Source organism: uncultured Chloroflexus sp., from assembly GCF_938091255.1.
Classification (GTDB): domain Bacteria; phylum Chloroflexota; class Chloroflexia; order Chloroflexales; family Chloroflexaceae; genus Chloroflexus.
Genome location: NZ_CALLJH010000014.1, coordinates 134,192 through 151,232 on the forward strand (window position 1 = coordinate 134,192; position 17,041 = coordinate 151,232).

Annotated in this window: 14 protein-coding genes and 1 pseudogene; 10 read left to right on the forward strand and 5 right to left on the reverse strand. The window is 58.2% G+C overall.

Features of this window, described 5'->3' with window-relative positions; genetic code table 11:
- Complete coding sequence (locus tag Q1A00_RS06440) at window positions 1–1,041, forward strand: zinc-dependent alcohol dehydrogenase family protein (protein ID WP_299755803.1); 1,041 nt, start codon at window positions 1–3, stop codon at window positions 1,039–1,041.
- Window positions 1,042–1,043: 2 nt separating this feature from the next.
- Here the strand turns inward: Q1A00_RS06440 and Q1A00_RS06445 are convergent, their stop codons facing one another.
- From Q1A00_RS06445 to Q1A00_RS06465, 5 genes are all read right to left on the reverse strand, one after another.
- Entirely contained in the window at window positions 1,044–1,901 is an 858-nt protein-coding gene (locus Q1A00_RS06445) for an SDR family oxidoreductase (protein ID WP_299755806.1), read from the reverse strand.
- 101 nt (window positions 1,902–2,002) lie between these two features.
- Window positions 2,003–2,689, reverse strand: a complete 687-nt coding sequence (gene rnc, locus Q1A00_RS06450; RefSeq protein ID WP_298400423.1) for a ribonuclease III — start codon at window positions 2,687–2,689, stop codon at window positions 2,003–2,005.
- A 5-nt stretch (window positions 2,690–2,694) separates the two neighbouring features.
- The gene (gene fabF, locus Q1A00_RS06455; protein WP_298400421.1) at window positions 2,695–3,936 is read right to left on the reverse strand and encodes a beta-ketoacyl-ACP synthase II; all 1,242 of its coding nucleotides are present in this window, start codon (window positions 3,934–3,936) and stop codon (window positions 2,695–2,697) included.
- A gap of 114 nt (window positions 3,937–4,050) precedes the next feature.
- Window positions 4,051–4,914, reverse strand: coding sequence for a fumarylacetoacetate hydrolase family protein (locus Q1A00_RS06460; protein ID WP_298400418.1), 864 nt, complete (start codon window positions 4,912–4,914; stop codon window positions 4,051–4,053).
- Window positions 4,915–5,094: 180 nt separating this feature from the next.
- Window positions 5,095–6,189 (reverse strand): site-2 protease family protein, encoded by a 1,095-nt coding sequence (locus Q1A00_RS06465; protein WP_298400416.1) that lies wholly within the window; start codon window positions 6,187–6,189, stop codon window positions 5,095–5,097.
- A gap of 513 nt (window positions 6,190–6,702) precedes the next feature.
- Between Q1A00_RS06465 and Q1A00_RS06470 the strand changes: the two genes are divergently transcribed.
- The 9 genes and pseudogenes from Q1A00_RS06470 to Q1A00_RS06510 all read left to right on the forward strand — a co-directional run bounded on the left by Q1A00_RS06470 (window position 6,703) and on the right by Q1A00_RS06510 (window position 17,009).
- Entirely contained in the window at window positions 6,703–7,665 is a 963-nt protein-coding gene (locus Q1A00_RS06470; RefSeq protein ID WP_298400414.1) for a GGDEF domain-containing protein, read from the forward strand.
- 100 nt (window positions 7,666–7,765) lie between these two features.
- Window positions 7,766–7,912, forward strand: a pseudogene (locus Q1A00_RS06475) (zinc-ribbon domain-containing protein); the annotation flags it as partial.
- Between the two features lie 50 nt (window positions 7,913–7,962).
- The gene (locus Q1A00_RS06480; protein WP_298482474.1) at window positions 7,963–9,495 is read left to right on the forward strand and encodes a tetratricopeptide repeat protein; all 1,533 of its coding nucleotides are present in this window, start codon (window positions 7,963–7,965) and stop codon (window positions 9,493–9,495) included.
- Between the two features lie 315 nt (window positions 9,496–9,810).
- Window positions 9,811–10,665: an ABC transporter ATP-binding protein gene (locus tag Q1A00_RS06485; RefSeq protein WP_298407495.1), complete on the forward strand. Its 855-nt coding sequence runs from the start codon at window positions 9,811–9,813 to the stop codon at window positions 10,663–10,665.
- The gene (locus tag Q1A00_RS06490) at window positions 10,662–11,372 is read left to right on the forward strand and encodes an ABC transporter permease (RefSeq protein WP_298482472.1); all 711 of its coding nucleotides are present in this window, start codon (window positions 10,662–10,664) and stop codon (window positions 11,370–11,372) included. The genes Q1A00_RS06485 and Q1A00_RS06490 overlap by 4 nt, the downstream gene beginning before the upstream one ends.
- Entirely contained in the window at window positions 11,369–12,109 is a 741-nt protein-coding gene (locus tag Q1A00_RS06495; protein WP_298490441.1) for a hypothetical protein, read from the forward strand. The genes Q1A00_RS06490 and Q1A00_RS06495 overlap by 4 nt, the downstream gene beginning before the upstream one ends.
- A gap of 91 nt (window positions 12,110–12,200) precedes the next feature.
- Window positions 12,201–12,407, forward strand: coding sequence for a hypothetical protein (locus Q1A00_RS06500; protein WP_298407482.1), 207 nt, complete (start codon window positions 12,201–12,203; stop codon window positions 12,405–12,407).
- A 91-nt stretch (window positions 12,408–12,498) separates the two neighbouring features.
- Window positions 12,499–13,176 (forward strand): TetR/AcrR family transcriptional regulator, encoded by a 678-nt coding sequence (locus Q1A00_RS06505; protein ID WP_298407480.1) that lies wholly within the window; start codon window positions 12,499–12,501, stop codon window positions 13,174–13,176.
- A gap of 230 nt (window positions 13,177–13,406) precedes the next feature.
- Window positions 13,407–17,009 (forward strand): substrate-binding domain-containing protein, encoded by a 3,603-nt coding sequence (locus tag Q1A00_RS06510; protein WP_298407477.1) that lies wholly within the window; start codon window positions 13,407–13,409, stop codon window positions 17,007–17,009.
- Window positions 17,010–17,041: the final 32 nt, after the last annotated feature.

Here is a 17,041-nt window from a genome sequence, read left to right on the forward strand (position 1 = left end):
ATGCGCGCCGTCTACTACGAAGCGTTTGGTCAGATGCCGTGGATTGCCAACGTGCCCGATCCGACACCGTCACCTGATGGCGTGGTGCTTGCAGTGCGCGCCACCGGTCTTTGCCGCAGTGATTGGCACGGCTGGATGGGCCACGATCCCGATATTACGCTGCCGCACGTACCGGGACACGAGCTGGCCGGCGAAGTGGTCGCGGTTGGCCAGCGTGTCACCCGCTGGCGGGTTGGCGATCGGGTGACGGTACCCTTTGTCTGCGCGTGTGGGGTTTGCCCGCAGTGTCAAGCTGGGCAACAGCAGGTGTGCGATCATCAATTTCAACCGGGCTTTACCCATTGGGGATCGTTCGCCGAATATGTTGCGCTCGACCGCGCCGATCTCAATCTAGTGCGCTTGCCGGATGACATGAGCTTTGCTACTGCGGCTAGTCTCGGTTGCCGGTTCGCGACTGCGTTTCGCGCGGTGGTTGATCTGGGCCGGGTCATTGCCGGTGAGTGGGTGGCAGTGTATGGCTGTGGTGGAGTGGGCTTGTCGGCAATCATGCTGGCAAGCGCGTTAGGCGGGCAGGTGATCGGGATCGACATCAATCCAGAGCGGTTGGAGCTGGCGCGCGCCGTGGGTGCGGCGGCAGTGGTTGACGCGATGGCCGAGGCCGATGTGGTAAACGCAGTGCGCGATCTAAGCCGCGGCGGGGTTCATCTATCGATTGATGCCCTCGGCAGCCCGACCACCTGTGCTAACTCGATTGCCAGCCTGCGCAAACGGGGCCGCCATGTGCAGGTGGGGCTGTTGTTGGCCGCGCAACGCATGCCGCCGTTGCCAATGGATATTGTCGTGGCCCGCGAGCTAGTGATCATAGGCAGCCACGGGATGCAAGCCCATCGCTACGACGCCATGCTCGATCTCATCCAGTCGGGCAAGGTGCAGCCCCAGCGATTGATTGGACGCCCGATCCGGCTGGATGAAGCGCCGGCGGCGCTGGTCGATCTCGACAGCTTTCGCGGATCAGGCGTAACGGTGATCACCGAGTTTTGAGTTTACGGCAACCGGCCCACGGTGCGCAAGACCTCGCGCGCGCCGCGTAGCCGGTATCCCAACGCAAGGGCGCGACTGATGTCGAGTGTGCAGTTGCGCGGGCGTGGAGTGGGGCTTTCGGCGCTGAACGCGCCGGCAATGCGGTCTGGATCAAGGCCATACGCTTGGGCGAGTAGCCGGCCCCACTCGTAGCGGCTGAGCGCCTCGGTGCCAGCCAGATGGATCACCCCGCGATAATCACTCTGCGCCAGATCGAGCAGCGCCGCCGCCAGATCATCAACGAACACGGGGCAACGCAGCTCGTCGTAGAAGAGTTTCTCCCTCCGTTCACCACGCGCTACCGCCAGCGCAAAGGCACTGTGGCGGTCAAGCGGATCGAAGCCGTAGATCAGCGAGGTGCGCACAATGGCCGCCGCCGGATAGATCGACTGCACCAGCGCTTCGGCCCGCGCTTTGGCCCGGCCATAATCGGTGATCGGGTTGGGCGGATCGGCTTCGGTGTATGCGCCTGTCTTTTCGCCATCAAAAATAACGTCGCTCGACATGTGGATCAGGCGAGCGTCGGTTTGCGCTGCGGCGGCGGCGACGTAGCCGGGTCCTTCACCGGTGATCGCCATCAAGTCTGGTTCGTATTGGCGGAAAGCGGTGTGGATGATGGCAACGGGTTGTACGGCAGTGATCAAGCCGGTCACCGTCGCGGGATCGCGCAGATCGAGCGGTTGCCAGACCACGCCGGGTTGGGATGGCGGGGTTTGGTTGTGAAAGGTGGCGACCACCGGGATGCCGCGCGTGCGGGCATGGCGGATGAGTGCGCTGCCGAGATAGCCAGTGCCGCCGGTAATGAGGTAGGTGTTGTTCATAGCGATTCATTGCTGGGGCCGCACGCTGTGCGGCTGTACTGCCGGGGCGCCGCATAGCCGGGGTCGCACGCTGGGGGACACACAGCCGGGTGTCCCACGAATTAGGTTAATGCGGCGAGGGCGGCTTGGGCTGCGGCTTTTTTAGCCTCTTTTTTGCTGGGGCCGCTACCGATATATTCTTGCCCTTCGACCAACACAGCCATCACATATTCGCGCCGGTGTTCGGGGCCACGCGCTTCGATCAAGCGATAGGCAGGCAAACTCTTATGGCGGGCCTGCACCAGCTCTTGCAAGGCTGTGGTTGGGTCGGTCACAGTCTGGCGGATGTTATCGATCCGCGCGCGCAAGAAGGGCACAATGAACGTATTCGCCGTTTCCAGCCCCTGATCGAGATAGATCGCGCCGATCAGCGCCTCGAACAGATCGGCCAGCAAGTTTGGACGCCGTCGCCCAACCGGATTATCTTCACCCCGTGAGAGATAGGCATATTGGCCGAGATTGAGCTGGGCAGCGCACTCGGCCAGCCCTTTGGTGCTAACCAGCGCCGCCCGCCAATGGGTCAGTGTCGCCTCATCCTGATCGGGAAACGTGGTAAACAACCACGTCGTGGTGACAAAATGCAGCACCGAATCGCCAAGAAACTCCAGCCGTTCGTTATCGGTCAGTTCGCGCAGCAGATGCGGCTGCTCGTTGAAGAGCGAACGGTGGGTAAGCGCCGTCTGTAACAGCTTGCGATCGCGAAAGGTGAGGCCAAGCTCTCGTTCGAGTGCTGCTAGCCGGTCGGCCATCGTGATTATCCGTGATACTTGCGGAAGGCAAGGCAGACATTGTGCCCGCCAAAGCCAAACGAGTTACTCAGCGCCACCTCAATCGTCGCCGGCCGCGGCTGGTTGGGCACATAGTCGAGATCGCAGTTAGGATCGGGCTGCTGCAAATTGATCGTCGCCGGCAAGATGTTGTGTTGCATCGCCAGCACCGTCACCACCGCCTCGATCGCGCCGGCGGCGCCGAGCAGATGGCCAAACTGCGACTTGCTGGCGCTCACCGGGGGCGACTGCTCGCGCCCGCCGAAGACCTGCTTGATCGCAGCGGTCTCCACCGGATCGCCGGCGGGGGTGGAAGTGGCGTGGGCATTGATATAATCAACCTCGCTGGGAGCAATGCCACCCCGCTGTAGCGCGAGCCGGATAGCGCGGGCCACCCCCTCGCCGTCTTCGGCCAAGTTCGAGATATGGTAAGCGTCGGAAGTGGCGCCGTAACCCACTACTTCAGCCAGAATGCGCGCGCCGCGAGCGCGGGCAAACTCAAGGTCTTCGAGAATGAGCACCGCCGCGCCTTCGCCCATTACAAACCCGTCGCGTTCGGCGTCGAAGGGTCGTGAAGCGTGCGTGTAGTCGTCGTTGCGGGTCGAAAGAGCGCGCATCGCGTTAAAGCCGGCTACTCCGATCGGGGTAATGCTGGCTTCGCTGCCACCGACGATCATCGCCTTGGCCCACCCGCGCCGGATCGTCTCGGCGGCCTCGCCCAATGCGTGGGCCGAGCTGGCGCAGGCCGAGGTGACGCAGTAGCTTGGCCCACGCGCACCGGTGACGATCGAGACTTGCCCGGCGGCGAGGTTGGTGATCATGGCGGGGATGAGGAAGGGGCTGATGCGGCCCGGCCCACGGCTGCGCAATACTTCTAACTGTTCCGAGAGCGTAGCGATGCCGCCGATGCCGCTAGCGATAAAGACGCCGATCTCATCGCGGTTAGCGGGGGTAATGTCCAATTCGGCGTCGCGCAGCGCCTCTCTGGTAGCGGCCACGGCAAACTGGACAAAGCGGTCAGTGCGGCGCGCCTCTTTCCGATCCATGTAGTTGGTTGGATCGAAGCCTTTGACTTCGGCGGCAAACCGGGTATCAAAACCGGCGGGATCAAACAGCGTGATCGGGCCGACACCGCTGCGCGCTGTAACAATCCCTTGCCAGAGTTCGGCTACGCTGAGACCTAGTGGGCTAATCGCCCCCATACCGGTCACTACCACCCGTCGCTCCATGGCCGCTCCTCGTTACGAATGTTTATCAAAAACGATCATACCGGCGCGCATTATATCACGTCGCGCCGGTATGGTGGTAATGGGCGCACAGCCGTGTGGCTCTGCCGCCGTTCGTTACGCAACAACCTCGTTGCGCAAGACGCCGATTCCGTCAATTTCGGCCTCCATCACGTCACCGGCTTGCAACCACCGCTGCGGGGTCATACCCATGCCGACGCCGGCGGGGGTGCCGGTGGCGATAATATCACCCGGTTCGAGGGTGATGCCGCGACTGAAGGTGGCGATACAGGTGGGAATGTCGAAGATCATATCGCGCGTCATCGAGTTCTGCACTAGCTCGCCGTTGAGGCGCAGGCGAATGCCGAGCGCATGCGGGTCAGGGATTTCATCAGCGGTGACGATCCACGGTCCCATCGGTGCGCTGCCGTCGAGGCTCTTACTGTAGAAGAACTGGTGGTGACGCGACTGCAAATCGCGCGCGCTGACATCATTCAAAATGGTATAGCCGAACACATAATCATACGCCTCACTCGCCGGAATATCGCGCCCGCGCCGCCCGATAATCACAGCCAGCTCAACCTCCCAGTCACGCTGCGATGACACATCGGCCAGTAGTGGCACCGGTGCATTTGGGTGGTTTACCGCCGTCGGCATTTTGCTAAAGAACACCGGATGCTGGGGCAGCTTTTCCGGCAAGCCTTTCGCCCTCAGCGACTCAATCGCGTGGGCGGCGTAATTCATGCCAAGGCAAATGATATTCTTGCGCGGACGTGGGATTGGGGCGCGTAATTCCACCGCTGCTAGCGCCGGGCCACCGGCAGCCGTCTCGACCACTTTCCGCGCCTCGGCCAGCAACTCTGGCCCGCCCTCGATCAACTCCAGCATTGACACCGCCACTGGCGAGAGATCGATCACCTCGTCGCCGCGCAGCGCTCCTACCCGCTCAACCCCTTCGTACCGGTAGGTCAACAGCTTCATAGCTCCTCCAACATTGGACACTGCTTCCTGTGCGCGCTATTGTACCGCAGCCGGGGCGGGGGGATTGTAACCGTAGCGGACGCAGAGATCGCAGCGGGTCAGATGCTGCCTACGTCCTCGTCGTGACAGCAGTTGCTAGCTGTTAGATAATCAACTGAAAGACACCCAATCGAAGGCCGCTTATGGTGTCATCACTGTCAGCGGCACTGGGGTAAAGACAAGGATGAAGGTCAGGATGCCCAAATATGCCAACCAGCGCCATGGCCCCTCAAGCGGCGAGATCTCGTTGCGCAGCGGGCTGCGTTGTTGCCCAATGAGGGCAATCATCACTGCCCAGATAAACCATCCTGACCACAAAAATCCAAGGCCGAGTAGTGCGACTGCGACCACCATACTCATAATCCGGGCCGCGCGCGGGCCGAACAAGGCGAAAAAGATATGGCCGCCGTCGAGTTGGCCGGCTGGCAGTAGATTGAGACCGGTGACCAACAGGCCGGCCCAGCCGGCCAACGCCATTGGGTGGAGGTAAACATCCTCGCCACCGCTAGGCAAAAAACGTCCGAAGATCAAAATCTTGATCGCAGCGTAAAGCAGGGAATTCCCCTCAGTAAAGCTGCCCGGCAAGGGCACGACCTGCTTCACTTCCGAAATGCTCAGGCCAATCATCAGCACCGGAATCGCCACCACCAACCCGGCCAACGGCCCGGCAATCCCGATGGCTAACAGCGCCCGCCGGTTCGGCACCAGATCCTTGATCGCAATAAACGCGCCCATCGTACCGAGCAAGAAGAAGGGCATCGGAATAAAGAAGGGATAGCTCACCGCTACCCGTTCGCGGCGGGCGACAAAGAAGTGACCTAATTCGTGCGCGAGCAAGATCGCGAGCAGCGAGCCGCTGAAACTGAGCGCATGGCCCCAATTGAAGACTAGCTGACCGGTGCTTTCGATGTACTCTTGCCCGCCGACCAGCATAGTTGAGATGATGGTCAGCACAAAGAGCAGCACGGCCAGCCATAAGCGCGAGGGCGGCGCTTTGGGTGGAGTAGGAATGAATAGGATTGCAGCTCCTGCCGGATCGTGTTGGAACAGCGGCGTGTAACCGAGCGCCTGCGCCCGCGCCACAATCGTGTCGTGAGCCGCTTGCGCCTCGAGCAGCAGTTGGCCGCGACAGCGAACCGCCCGCTGATCGCCATTGACCAATTCTTCGCTCGTGCTCACCAGCATGACTTCAGCGGCTAACATCCGGAGGGTAGTGGCGGTATCGAAGTCGAACATAGCAGTAGTGTCCTTTGTAACGGTGACGTCGTGATTCATCATACCACAGGCGGGTAGATTGATATTGATTGGGTAAGAGGGCGTTACACCAAGCCGCCAAGCGAGCAACGACGCCGAGACCTGAAACGCCAAGGCGCAAAGGGCGTGCAGGGGCGCGAAGCGGCTTGAACGGATGCTTATCCGATACGCCCTCGGTGTCCTCGACGGTAGTAACCGGTTGCCCCCGGCCCACCCTCAGCGGGGCTAGGGGTGGGGGCAGACACCAAGTCGCCAAGTGAGTAACGGCGCAGAGGGGGTAAGGATGAGCAGCATCCTTGAGGTCTCGATCGCGAGCGATGTGTTATTCTGAAGGGTATGGTTGATTATATTATCCTAATTTATGGTCTAATCTTCGTGATATTTTTGCGAAAACGGGCAAACAACGCATAGTTTATACATGTAGGCCATTAACGCCTTTGTGTCTTTTCGTAGCGACTCAAAAGCATTGCATAAATCGCTTGAAGAGAGGGAACTATGCCCGTTATTGCCGATGTGTTGCGCCGTGATCCGAACACCGGTACCGCCAACCTGCTCGCCTTTGCCGAATGGCTGGCTCAACCCACCACACCGTGCGTCTTGATCGACATCCAACTTTTGCAACCACCTTCAGCGGCCACCTTGCGCTGGTTGGCGCTACTGTTGCGTGAAGAGCTGGCCGGTACGCTATACCAGCCCGGCAACACGCAGTTTGTGATGGTCGCGCCACCTGACGAACCGGCGGCGAAGCCGGCCCAGCTCGATCGGCTACAGAAGCTGTTTGAACGGCAGGCGCAACGGCTCAATCTCGCGACAATCCCGCTCATCCGGCGGCACGAGATCCCTGCCGGCAGCGATCCGGCGACCATTGTGCGCCAACTCACTGCCGATTTTGCCGATCAAGATGCGTTGCTCAACCGGCTGATCATGCAACTGGCCGCCTTGGGAGCTACGCTCAACAACCAAGCGCAATTCGATCTCGATCCGGTCACCGGTTTGCTTAACAGTGTCGCCGCTCGTCGCCAGCTAGTCGAGATGATGAATAACGCGCTGGTCCAAAGCCATGCCTGTAGCATCTTGCTAATCAACGGCGACGATCTGCGCCGCTACAATGAGCTGAGCTATGTCGCCGGCGATCAGATGATCCACGATCTAGCGACCACCCTGCGCGAACAGTTACGACCTAGCGATCTGTTAGCGCGCTGGGATGTTGGTGATCAATTTCTGGTCGTGCTGCCGCAAACCGGCGTTAGCGGCGCAGCGGCGCTGGCCGAACGGCTGCGCCAGCGGGTGAGCGAGCGCTCGCAGCTCTGGCCGTTTCCGGTCACGATTTCGATTGGGGTGGCCTCGATACCCCAACATGGCCGCGATGTCGATACAGTGCTGCGGCTTGCAACCGCTGCGCTGGCACAGGCCAAGACAAACGGCAAGAACCGGGTAGTGGTGGGGCGGGTGGAATGAGTGAGGGTGAGGGTGGCGGTGGGATGCCATTTCTCTGTTGACCATGGTACAATATGACACCGGCACTCGTCCTCGTACCACCCGGCAGGTGTCTATGGCAATGATATTTTATCGTGATATGGAATTAATCTGTCGCAGTTGCGGCGCGACCTTTATTTTCACCGCCGGCGAGCAGGAGTTCTACGCCGATAAGGGCTTTCTCAACGAGCCGACGCGCTGCCCCAAGTGCCGTAATCGCCGTGAGGCGCAGGCGGCGCGCCGTCGCCCCGACCCGCACCCAGAAGACGATAACGACGAGTGATCGCTTGGCGTTGGCAACAGGTTGGCGCATGGGTGGCGCTGGTATTGGCGGCGGTGGCTGCGGTTCTGATTGCCTTGCGCCCTGACCCCTACGATGCGTTGCGCCGGGCCGATAAAGCCTTTGCCGCCGGGAAGTACCGCGCTGCCCTTTCTGCGTATTCCACACTAACTGAAACGCTAAGCGACGCCGCTCTGCGTCGCGGCATTGTCCTCATCGTGCGCGGCGAGGTTGATCCGGCCCGCCGTTCGCTGATTGCAGCTATCAAAGCCGGGTTGCGCCCCCGCGACTACCAGCTTGCGGTGCTCTACCTTGGTCGTGTAGCAGCAATGGAAGGTGACATCGCCGCTGCGCGCCAGACATGGCAGTCGTTGACACGCTGCGATCCTGATCGCTGCGTGCAACGTGATCTGTTGCTGGCCGATGATGATCTGCGCAATGGGCGGATCGAGGAGGCATTGGCGACGTATCGTGTTATCGCGCTTGATGCGCTGCCCGCTGATTGGGCCAGCTTCGTGATTGGCCAGCGGGCCATCTTGGCGGCGCTGGTCAACTCTGCCGCAACCCCTGACCTCACCGTACCGGCGACTCCTTTCCCGCCCGATCCTTTCGCCCATCCGCTCTTGCCGTCTGCCCCCGATCCGGCCACCCTTGCGGCTGTCTTCGCCGCTGAACCGGCGGCGCGCCCGCAGTTGCTCGGCCAACTGGCCCTTGATCTTGGCTACGACCGGCTGGCGCTGGCTTTTTTGGCACAGGTTGATCCCGCCGGGCCGCACGGCTTGGCGGCGGCGATCTACCGCGCCTATGCCCATCTGCGGTTGGGTGATCGGCAGCAAGGGGTTGAGCAACTTGAGCAACTGGCTGCTGCGTACCCTGCTGACCCGCGCATTGGCCCGTTACTGGCGCTGGCCTACCTCAACAGTGGCGATCTGGAAGCGGCTGGCGAGCGGTTGCGCCGGTTGCGTGATTCCGGTCATAGCGGGCCGGCGTTGGCACTGGCGGAGGCCGGATTAGCCCTTGCTCACCGTGATTTTGTCGCCGCTGCCGATGCTTACGAACAGGCGGTGATTGCTGCCCCTATTGCCGAACGTGCTCGGTACGCGCTATTGGCTGCTCGGTTTCATCTCGACAGCGGTTTTGAGCGTTGTACCAGCGGCTTGCAAGCGGCGCAGGCGGCGGCCAATGTGTTGCCCAACGATCCTGAAGCGTTGACGGTGCTGGCCGGTACGCGCTACTACTGCGGCGATGCCGCCGGCGCGCAGGTTGCCGCTGCTGCTGCGCTGGAAGCCGGCGCCGATGTGGAAGCCCGTTTTTACTACGGTCTCGCCCTTAGTGCCAGTGGTGATCTGACCAATGGCCGGGCCGCGCTTGAGCTGGTCGCCGATCAAGCGCCGGCGAGCGTGTGGCGGCGACGGGCTGAGACGGCGCTTGAGCTGCTTGGGGGTAAACGCAACGGTGCTAGTGGATTCATTCGTCGCCTGTCTCGATTTGACGTTCTTTTCGCCAGTGCGCCCTCGCTGTTTCTTGGGTAGTTCTCTCTGCTACGCTTCCCGTTAGCTTTACGCTTCTTCTCATCCTCACCCCTATCGATCCCAGTTACGCTAGGTTGGTTGTATGACAAGTCGCCAAACCATCGTTGTTAGGATGGTAGTGGTTGCTTGGTGGTATGCAGGATTGGGGGAAAGTCAGGCAAGGAATGGCCTGAAGAGAGAGTGAGTTTTTTCTTGACACGAGAGCAAATCCTGCTATAATATGACCACTTGGTCATATGACCTTCTGGTCATACCGATCCTTCTCCTGCACTGTACATGTCCACAGTGAGGCAATGAGATAAACAGGAAGAAACCATGATTCACGTCGAGAACCTCATCTTTACCTATGCCGGCACAACTGAACCTGCTATCAAAGGTATTAGCTTCAACGTTGACGCTGGTGAAATCTTTGGCTTCCTCGGCCCGAGTGGAGCAGGCAAATCAACCACACAAAAAATACTGTTTCGCCTGTTACAAGGGTTTCAGGGAACGGTGCATGTCTTTGGCCGCGACCTACGCACGTGGGGCTACGACTATTTCGAGCAGATTGGCGTAAGTTTTGAAATGCCTAATCACTACAGCAAATTGACTGCACGCGAAAATCTGCGCTACTTCGGGGCACTATATCAAGGGAAGGTGAACGATCCTGATGAATTGCTGGCGATGGTCGGCTTACGCGAGGATGCCGATACGCCAGTTGCGCAATTCTCTAAGGGGATGAAGAACCGCCTGAGCGTAGCTCGTGCGTTGGTACACAATCCAAACCTGCTGTTTTTGGATGAACCAACCTCGGGGCTAGACCCGGTCAATGCGCGTAAAATCAAAGACCTCATCAAGGCCCAGAAGGATGCAGGCAGAACGGTCTTCTTAACGACCCATGATATGCACATCGCCGATGAATTGTGCGATCGGGTTGCCTTCATCGTGGATGGCAGCATCTGCTTGATTGACTCGCCCCATGAATTGAAACTGCGCTACGGCAAAGCGGAAGTACGTGTGGAATTCAGTGTAAATGGCACCATTGCCCAGCGTGATTTCCCGCTAGCAGGTCTTGCGGATAATAGCGAGTTTTTAGTATTGCTCCGTGAAGGCAGCGTTCGCACGCTGCACACGCAGGAAGCGACGCTGGAGCAAATCTTCATTCAAGTAACAGGACGGAGGCTCGAATGATGCGGCTGCTTTCTGCTGCCCGTTGGGATGTGAGGCTGCAATTCCGCAACGGTTTCTATTACGTATCGTTGTTCACGGCGGTTATCTTCGTTGTCCTGCTCAAACAGTTCGACATCACAGCCGTGAGCTATTGGTGGCCAGCCATCATTACCATCAACTTAACGGTTAATTCCTTTTATTTCATGGCAGGTCTCATTCTACTCGAAAAAGGCGAAGGTACGCTGGAGGCGCAGATCGTCACACCGCTGCGCCCATGGGAAATCCTCGGCTCGAAGGTACTAACACTTGGGCTGCTTTCATTGTTTGAGACGCTGATCATTATCGTCATTGTGCAAGGTGTGAACTTCAACTGGGTTTTTCTGGTGATGGGGGTTGTCTTGTACATCGCCATGCTTTCACTCTACGGCTTCATCATCGTTGCCCGCTACGAATCGATCAATGAATTTCTCTTGCCTTCTGCACTGTGGACGATGGGATTCTCTCTGCCATTGTTGTACTACTTCGACATCTGGCGGAGTTGGGTGATGTTTCTGCATCCGTTACAAGCAGTCGTTATCTTAATTCAGGCGGCGTTTCGGTCGGTGCCAGTGTGGCAGATTGTATATGGCATTGTTTATGCAATATTGTGGATGGGCATCATCATGTGGCTCAGTTTGCGTGCATTCCACCGCTTCGTAGTCACAAAAGAAGGGGTACGGAGAACATGAAGCTCAGTACAGTTTTTCGTTCACTTGCTCCGATTGACATTCGTAGCATCCGTCGCGATAGCATGACTTCGTGGATGATTTTTCTTCCCATCTTGATGGCGCTAGTGATTCGTTGGGGTGTTCCGCCGATCACTGCCCGGGTAATGGAGCAGTACAACGTTGATCTCACTCAATACTATCCTGTGCTACTAGCGTATTTTTTCATTGGTATGTGTCCGATGGTGTTTGGTGCAGTAATCGGTTTTCTCCTTTTAGATGAAAAGGATGACCGTACTCTGACCGCGCTCCAAGTGACGCCGCTGCCTCTTAGTGGATATGTCCTCTATCGGGTGACAGTTCCGATCCTGCTGACCTTTGGGCTGATGTTTGTGCTCTTTCCTTTGGCCAATCTGACACCTTTCGATTTACGAACGATCCTGCTCTCGGCGATTGCTGCGGCACCTACGGCACCGATGATGGCGCTACTCTTCGGTGCTATTGCGCAAAACAAGGTGCAGGGTTTTGCGCTCCTAAAACTGATCGGTATCATCTTGATGGTTCCTATCGTTGCTTACTTTGCGCCTGCAGGCTGGGAACTATTGTTCGGCATCATTCCGACGTATTGGCCGATGAAAGTGTACTGGCTGTTGTACGCGGGCGACACGAATGTCTGGTTGTACGTTGTGGTCGCAGTCGGGTATCAGTTGCTCGTCACCAGCTTGTTTGCGCGGCGGTTCTACAAGGTGTTGCATCAATAGGGTTCTTCCGCGCCTTGGCGCTCTTTCACAATGAGATGACCATCTTTTGCTCAAGGAGCGAAGGTGGCGACATCATACCGGAGAAACTCTTATGGATACTCTTACACTCATCGCGTATCTTCTCATCCTGTACGGCGTTCTCGTGCTGTATGTTGCCTTCGCCAAACCGAAAGCGATCTGGCAGCTTGGCAAGATTCAGGGATTTGTGCAACTGCTCTCGGAAAGAGGAACCGTTATTTTCTTTAGTATCGTCGGTATTGCGGCCATTATTGGTGGTATATTGTTTTTGGTACGATAGAGACACATACAAGTAAACAGATAAACACGGTGACTGAACTCCACGTCTTCGTTGTTTATCTGTCTTATTCTTTCTTTTGCTGGGAGGATGTATGCCTAAACCTACCTTCTTCAACCTGCCTGAAGAGAAACGCGAAAAGATTATTAAGGCAGCAATTGATGAATTTGCAGAATATGGTTTGGAAAACGCCTCTATCAACCGTATTGTTGCCAATAGTGGTATTGCCAAGGGCAGCTTCTACCAATACTTTGAAGATAAACAGGACGTATTCCGATACCTGCTAACAGTGTTAGAGCACGAAAAGATGGAATACTTCAAGGATAAACACCCGGAAAGTAGGCACATGGATGCTTTCGAGTATTTCCGCTGGATGGTCAAGACCGGCATGGAGTTTAACTCAGTGTACCCGCGTTTGGTGCAGGCGATCAGCCGGGTGATGTTTAATGAAGGCTTATATTACCAAAACTTTGCTAATGTTCGCGAACGTTCGACGCAGAGTCTGCAAGCACTGATCCGCCAAGCCATCCAAAATGGCGAGGTTGACCCTAGCGTGGATGTAGACTTGGCAGTGATGATCATGGAAACGTGGAGTAATACGATTAGTTCGTATATTTTAAATGAGGGGATGAAGCAGCAGGATATAGTGCAATGGGTGCGCTCAGCAGAAACGCAGGAGAAGATTGATAAATTACTTTATGTGATGGAATATGGCTTACGCAGGACTGAGTCGGATTTTGCCAAGAACTTTCAAGAGCGGAACAGACTCTGACGTTCCGTGCTGTGCCGAATATAGTGGTCAGGTTAGCGTTTGATCGGGTGCGTTTTTGGCTACGAGAGAAACATACTGCAAAGACGATAATGGCTAGCGCAAGCAGCACGAAGACGTAAAAGGGTATAATGGTTAGCACAAGGGTGTTCAAGCGCAACTATATCCAAACCTTTGTGCCTTCGTACCTTTGTGTTGGTTATTCTTTGTGTCTTAGCAGTGATAGATACCCTATGCGAACTCGTTCGGCAACGATGCACCGTTCGCGACGCCCAACGGTGGGCGTGATCGCTGGCTGGCAATTTTACGGTACGGCGTTAACGCTGAGTTATCTCAGCCCGATTTATCACGGCATGCGCCATGCCGCCCACGAGTTGGGGTGCCATCTGCTGCTGGCATGTGGGATGGGAGCTTCCGGCCAGATTAACGATCCGCCGCGTCCGGCGTGGCCAGCGGTGGCTAATGATGCCGATTTTGTGCCGGTGGGGCCGTGGAATACCCACGGCTTGATCGTGATCAACCCCCTCCAGCATCCTGACCGCTCGCGCCTAATCCAGTCGATCCGCGCCGCTGGTCACCCGATGATCTTTGTCGGATCGGGTGAATCCGGGCCGACCATTGTCGCCGACAACGCCGGTGGTATCCTTGCCGCTCTCCGCCATCTGGTCGAGCACGGTCATCGCCAGATTGCCTTCATTGCCGGTAGTGAAACCGATCTCGACGGTGATTCGGGCGAGCGGTTGCGCGCCTTTGAGGCAGGAATGGCCCAGTTCGGCTTGGCGGTCGATCCGCGGTTGATCGTGTTTGGGCGGCACATTTTCGCCGGTGGCTACGAGGCGATGCAGCAGTTGTTAACAACCGGCCAACCCTTTACCGCGGCGCTGGCCAGCAACGACGAATCGGCGCTGGGGGCGATTGCGGCGCTGCGCGCGGCGGGCCGGCGGGTGCCGGACGATGTGGCGATGATTGGGTTCGATGACCGTCCCGAGGGCTTGCTGCACGAACCGGCCTTGACTACGGTGCAGATTCCGCTCTTCCGGCTGGGCTATCAAGCGCTTGTATTGATGGTTCACCACCTACGTGATCGCCAGCCGTTGCCAGATTTGGTGCAGGTGCCGGCCCGGTTGGTCATCCGCGAGTCGTGCGGATGTAGCCAGAGCGCGGTGTTGGCCGATGCGTTGGAAATGGCTGCCCATCACGCTGATCAACCGGACGCTGCCGATCGCTCTGCCGCGCTTGCGCGCTCGATTGGCGAGATTCTCAGTCACAAATCACGTGGTCTTACCCGTGATGAGGTGTACCGGCTGTGCCTGCGCCTTGTGACCGCCTTTACCCAAGCTGTGCAGCGTGCAGATCCGGCCCATGTGCGCGCAGTGTTGGCGCAGACGCTGAAACAAGTAGCCGCTGCCGGTGATGATACCCACGAATGGCAAATCGCCCTCTCCTTCATTCGTGATGCGCTACCAAATCTGCTTGATCCGGCGTTCCACCCTCTTGCCAAAGAACTGCTTGACGAATCGCGCGTAACGATTAGCGCCGCGATGCGCTTTCAGCATTGGCACTACCTCAATTCCCAACAACAAACTAACAACCGGTTGGGCCGACTAACCGCGCGGTTGTTGAATGCGCTGGCGGAAAGTGATATCTACGAGATTCTGGCTCGTCATTTGCCCGAATTAAACTTGCCGCTGCTCTGGATCGGCTTTTTTGAGGCCGAGGGTGATGATCCGGTGGCGTGGTGCCGGTTGCGGGCCGTGACTGCGCCGCAACAGCCGGTGATCCGGATCCGTAGCCGCGCTTTTCCGCCGGCGCAATGGCTGCCGGCACGCCAACCCTTCCAACTCACCCTCATCCCGCTGACCGGCGCCGGTAGCGAGGCCGGTTTTGTCGCGTTTGATGCCTCGCGGCTTGATCTCTACGGCGCGATTGCCCAGCAAATCAGCGCTGCGCTCAATACGGCTCGCCTGTATCGGGCGGCGAACGAGGGCCGGCGGTTGGCCGAAGAGGCCAATCAGCTCAAGAGTCGCTTTCTTTCGATGGTCAGCCACGAGTTGCAGACCCCGCTGAACTTGATTGTTGGCATGAGCGATCTGCTCTTGCGCGAGAGCGCTGCCGGCGAGCACCAGTTGCCGGCGGCGATGCGCGCTGATCTGAAGCGGATTTACGCTAATGCCCGCCATTTGGCTCGCCTGATCAGCGATGTGCTTGATCTGGCCAACAGCGATGCCGGCCAGTTGCGCTTGGCCTGCGAAGTGGTCGATCTGGGGCAGGTGATGCGGGCGGTGGCCGAGGCCGGCCAGCAGATGGCTGCTGATAAACATCTGGCGTGGAACGACTCGATCCCCGCCGAGGGGCCGTGGGTGTGGGGTGATCGTACCCGGCTGCATCAGATCGGGCTGAACTTGGTCGTCAATGCGATCAAGTTCACCGCGCGCGGCAGCGTGAGTCTGACCGTTACCCCGGCAATCGATGCTGTCACGGTCACTGTGCGCGATACTGGTATCGGGCTGCCGCCGGAAGAGCAGATGCGTATTTTCGACGAATTCCAGCGTTCGGAACGCAGCTCGAGTCGCGGCTATGGTGGGATTGGTTTGGGGTTGGCGATTTGCAAGCGGCTGGTTGCCTTACACGGTGGTGAGATCGGGGTGCGCTCGAGCGGCATCGAAGGCGAGGGTTCAGAATTTTTCTTCCGGTTGCCGGTGATTACTGCGCCGGCCAGCAAGCGGCGGCGCAGCGTGTCGGCTATTCCGGCTTTGCCACGGGTGTTGTTGCTCGCGACGGGGCCGGACGAGCGGCTGCAACGCTATCTCGAACAGCGCGGCTTTGCTGTCGCCGCCTTCGCGATTGACGAGAGCGCGGCATGGCTGAGTGAATTGCTCAGTAAGAGCTATAGCGCCGTCGTACTCAATGCGACCCAAGGCGAACGGGCATGGTGGCAGACGATCCGGGTGCTGAAAGCGAATCCGGCCACCCGCGACCTGCCACTTTTGTGCTACGCGATGACCGAGCAGCACGGTACCGTGATGGAGTTCGACTATCTCACCAAGCCGATCGATCTGGCCGATCTCAGCCGCGCGCTCGACCAATACTGGTTGGCCGCCAGCTCAACCGAGCGCAATCCAACCATCCTTGTAGTTGATGACGATCCTGATACGCTCGACTTGCACGCTCGCCTCATTCAGTCCCACAATGCCGCCATCCATGTCAAACGCGCCCGGTCGGGCCGCGAGGCGCTTGCGATCTTGGCTCAGCAGAAGATCGCTTTAGTGCTGCTCGATCTGATGATGCCGGAAATGGATGGCTTTGCAGTGCTCGAGACCATGCGCGCGCGTAGAGAGTGGCGTGATATTCCGGTGATCGTGATTACCGGGCGCATACTGAGTGAAACGGATATGGCCCGTCTCAATCAAGGGGTGACGGCGGTGCTCGGCAAAGGCATGTTCAGCGCCAGTGAAACGCTCACCCACCTACAGGCTGCGCTCGAACGGCGGCGGCGGCTGAGTGATCAGGCGCAGATGCTGGTGCGCAAAGCGATGGCTTACATCCATAGCCATTACGACCACCCGATTACCCGGCAAGATATCGCCCATTATGTTGGTATGAGCGAAGACTACCTCACCCACTGTTTCCGGCAAGAACTCGGCGCCACGCCAGTCGAGTATCTCAACCGCTATCGCGTCTTGCAAGCGCGCCGGTTGCTGCTCGAAAGCGACAAGAGTATCACCAACATTGCGCTCGAAGTCGGCTTTTCGAGCAGCAGCTACTTTAGCCGGGTGTTTCGCAAAGAGGTTGGTCAAACGCCAGAAGAGTACCGCCGACGAGGTGGAGAGGGATAGGAGCGAGGCGTAAACCTGCTCCATAGCTATGG

Bases quoted from the DNA above. Each gene is read 5' to 3' on its own strand.
- Q1A00_RS06440 (WP_299755803.1), top strand. From the start codon at position 1: ATGCGCGCCGTCTACTACGAAGCGTTTGGTCAGATGCCGTGGATTGCC.
- Q1A00_RS06445 (WP_299755806.1), bottom strand. From the start codon at position 1,901: ATGAACAACACCTACCTCATTACCGGCGGCACTGGCTATCTCGGCAGC.
- rnc (WP_298400423.1), bottom strand. From the start codon at position 2,689: ATGGCCGACCGGCTAGCAGCACTCGAACGAGAGCTTGGCCTCACCTTT.
- fabF (WP_298400421.1), bottom strand. From the start codon at position 3,936: ATGGAGCGACGGGTGGTAGTGACCGGTATGGGGGCGATTAGCCCACTA.
- Q1A00_RS06460 (WP_298400418.1), bottom strand. From the start codon at position 4,914: ATGAAGCTGTTGACCTACCGGTACGAAGGGGTTGAGCGGGTAGGAGCG.
- Q1A00_RS06465 (WP_298400416.1), bottom strand. From the start codon at position 6,189: ATGTTCGACTTCGATACCGCCACTACCCTCCGGATGTTAGCCGCTGAA.
- Q1A00_RS06470 (WP_298400414.1), top strand. From the start codon at position 6,703: ATGCCCGTTATTGCCGATGTGTTGCGCCGTGATCCGAACACCGGTACC.
- Q1A00_RS06485 (WP_298407495.1), top strand. From the start codon at position 9,811: ATGATTCACGTCGAGAACCTCATCTTTACCTATGCCGGCACAACTGAA.
- Q1A00_RS06490 (WP_298482472.1), top strand. From the start codon at position 10,662: ATGATGCGGCTGCTTTCTGCTGCCCGTTGGGATGTGAGGCTGCAATTC.
- Q1A00_RS06495 (WP_298490441.1), top strand. From the start codon at position 11,369: ATGAAGCTCAGTACAGTTTTTCGTTCACTTGCTCCGATTGACATTCGT.
- Q1A00_RS06500 (WP_298407482.1), top strand. From the start codon at position 12,201: ATGGATACTCTTACACTCATCGCGTATCTTCTCATCCTGTACGGCGTT.
- Q1A00_RS06505 (WP_298407480.1), top strand. From the start codon at position 12,499: ATGCCTAAACCTACCTTCTTCAACCTGCCTGAAGAGAAACGCGAAAAG.
- Q1A00_RS06510 (WP_298407477.1), top strand. From the start codon at position 13,407: ATGCGAACTCGTTCGGCAACGATGCACCGTTCGCGACGCCCAACGGTG.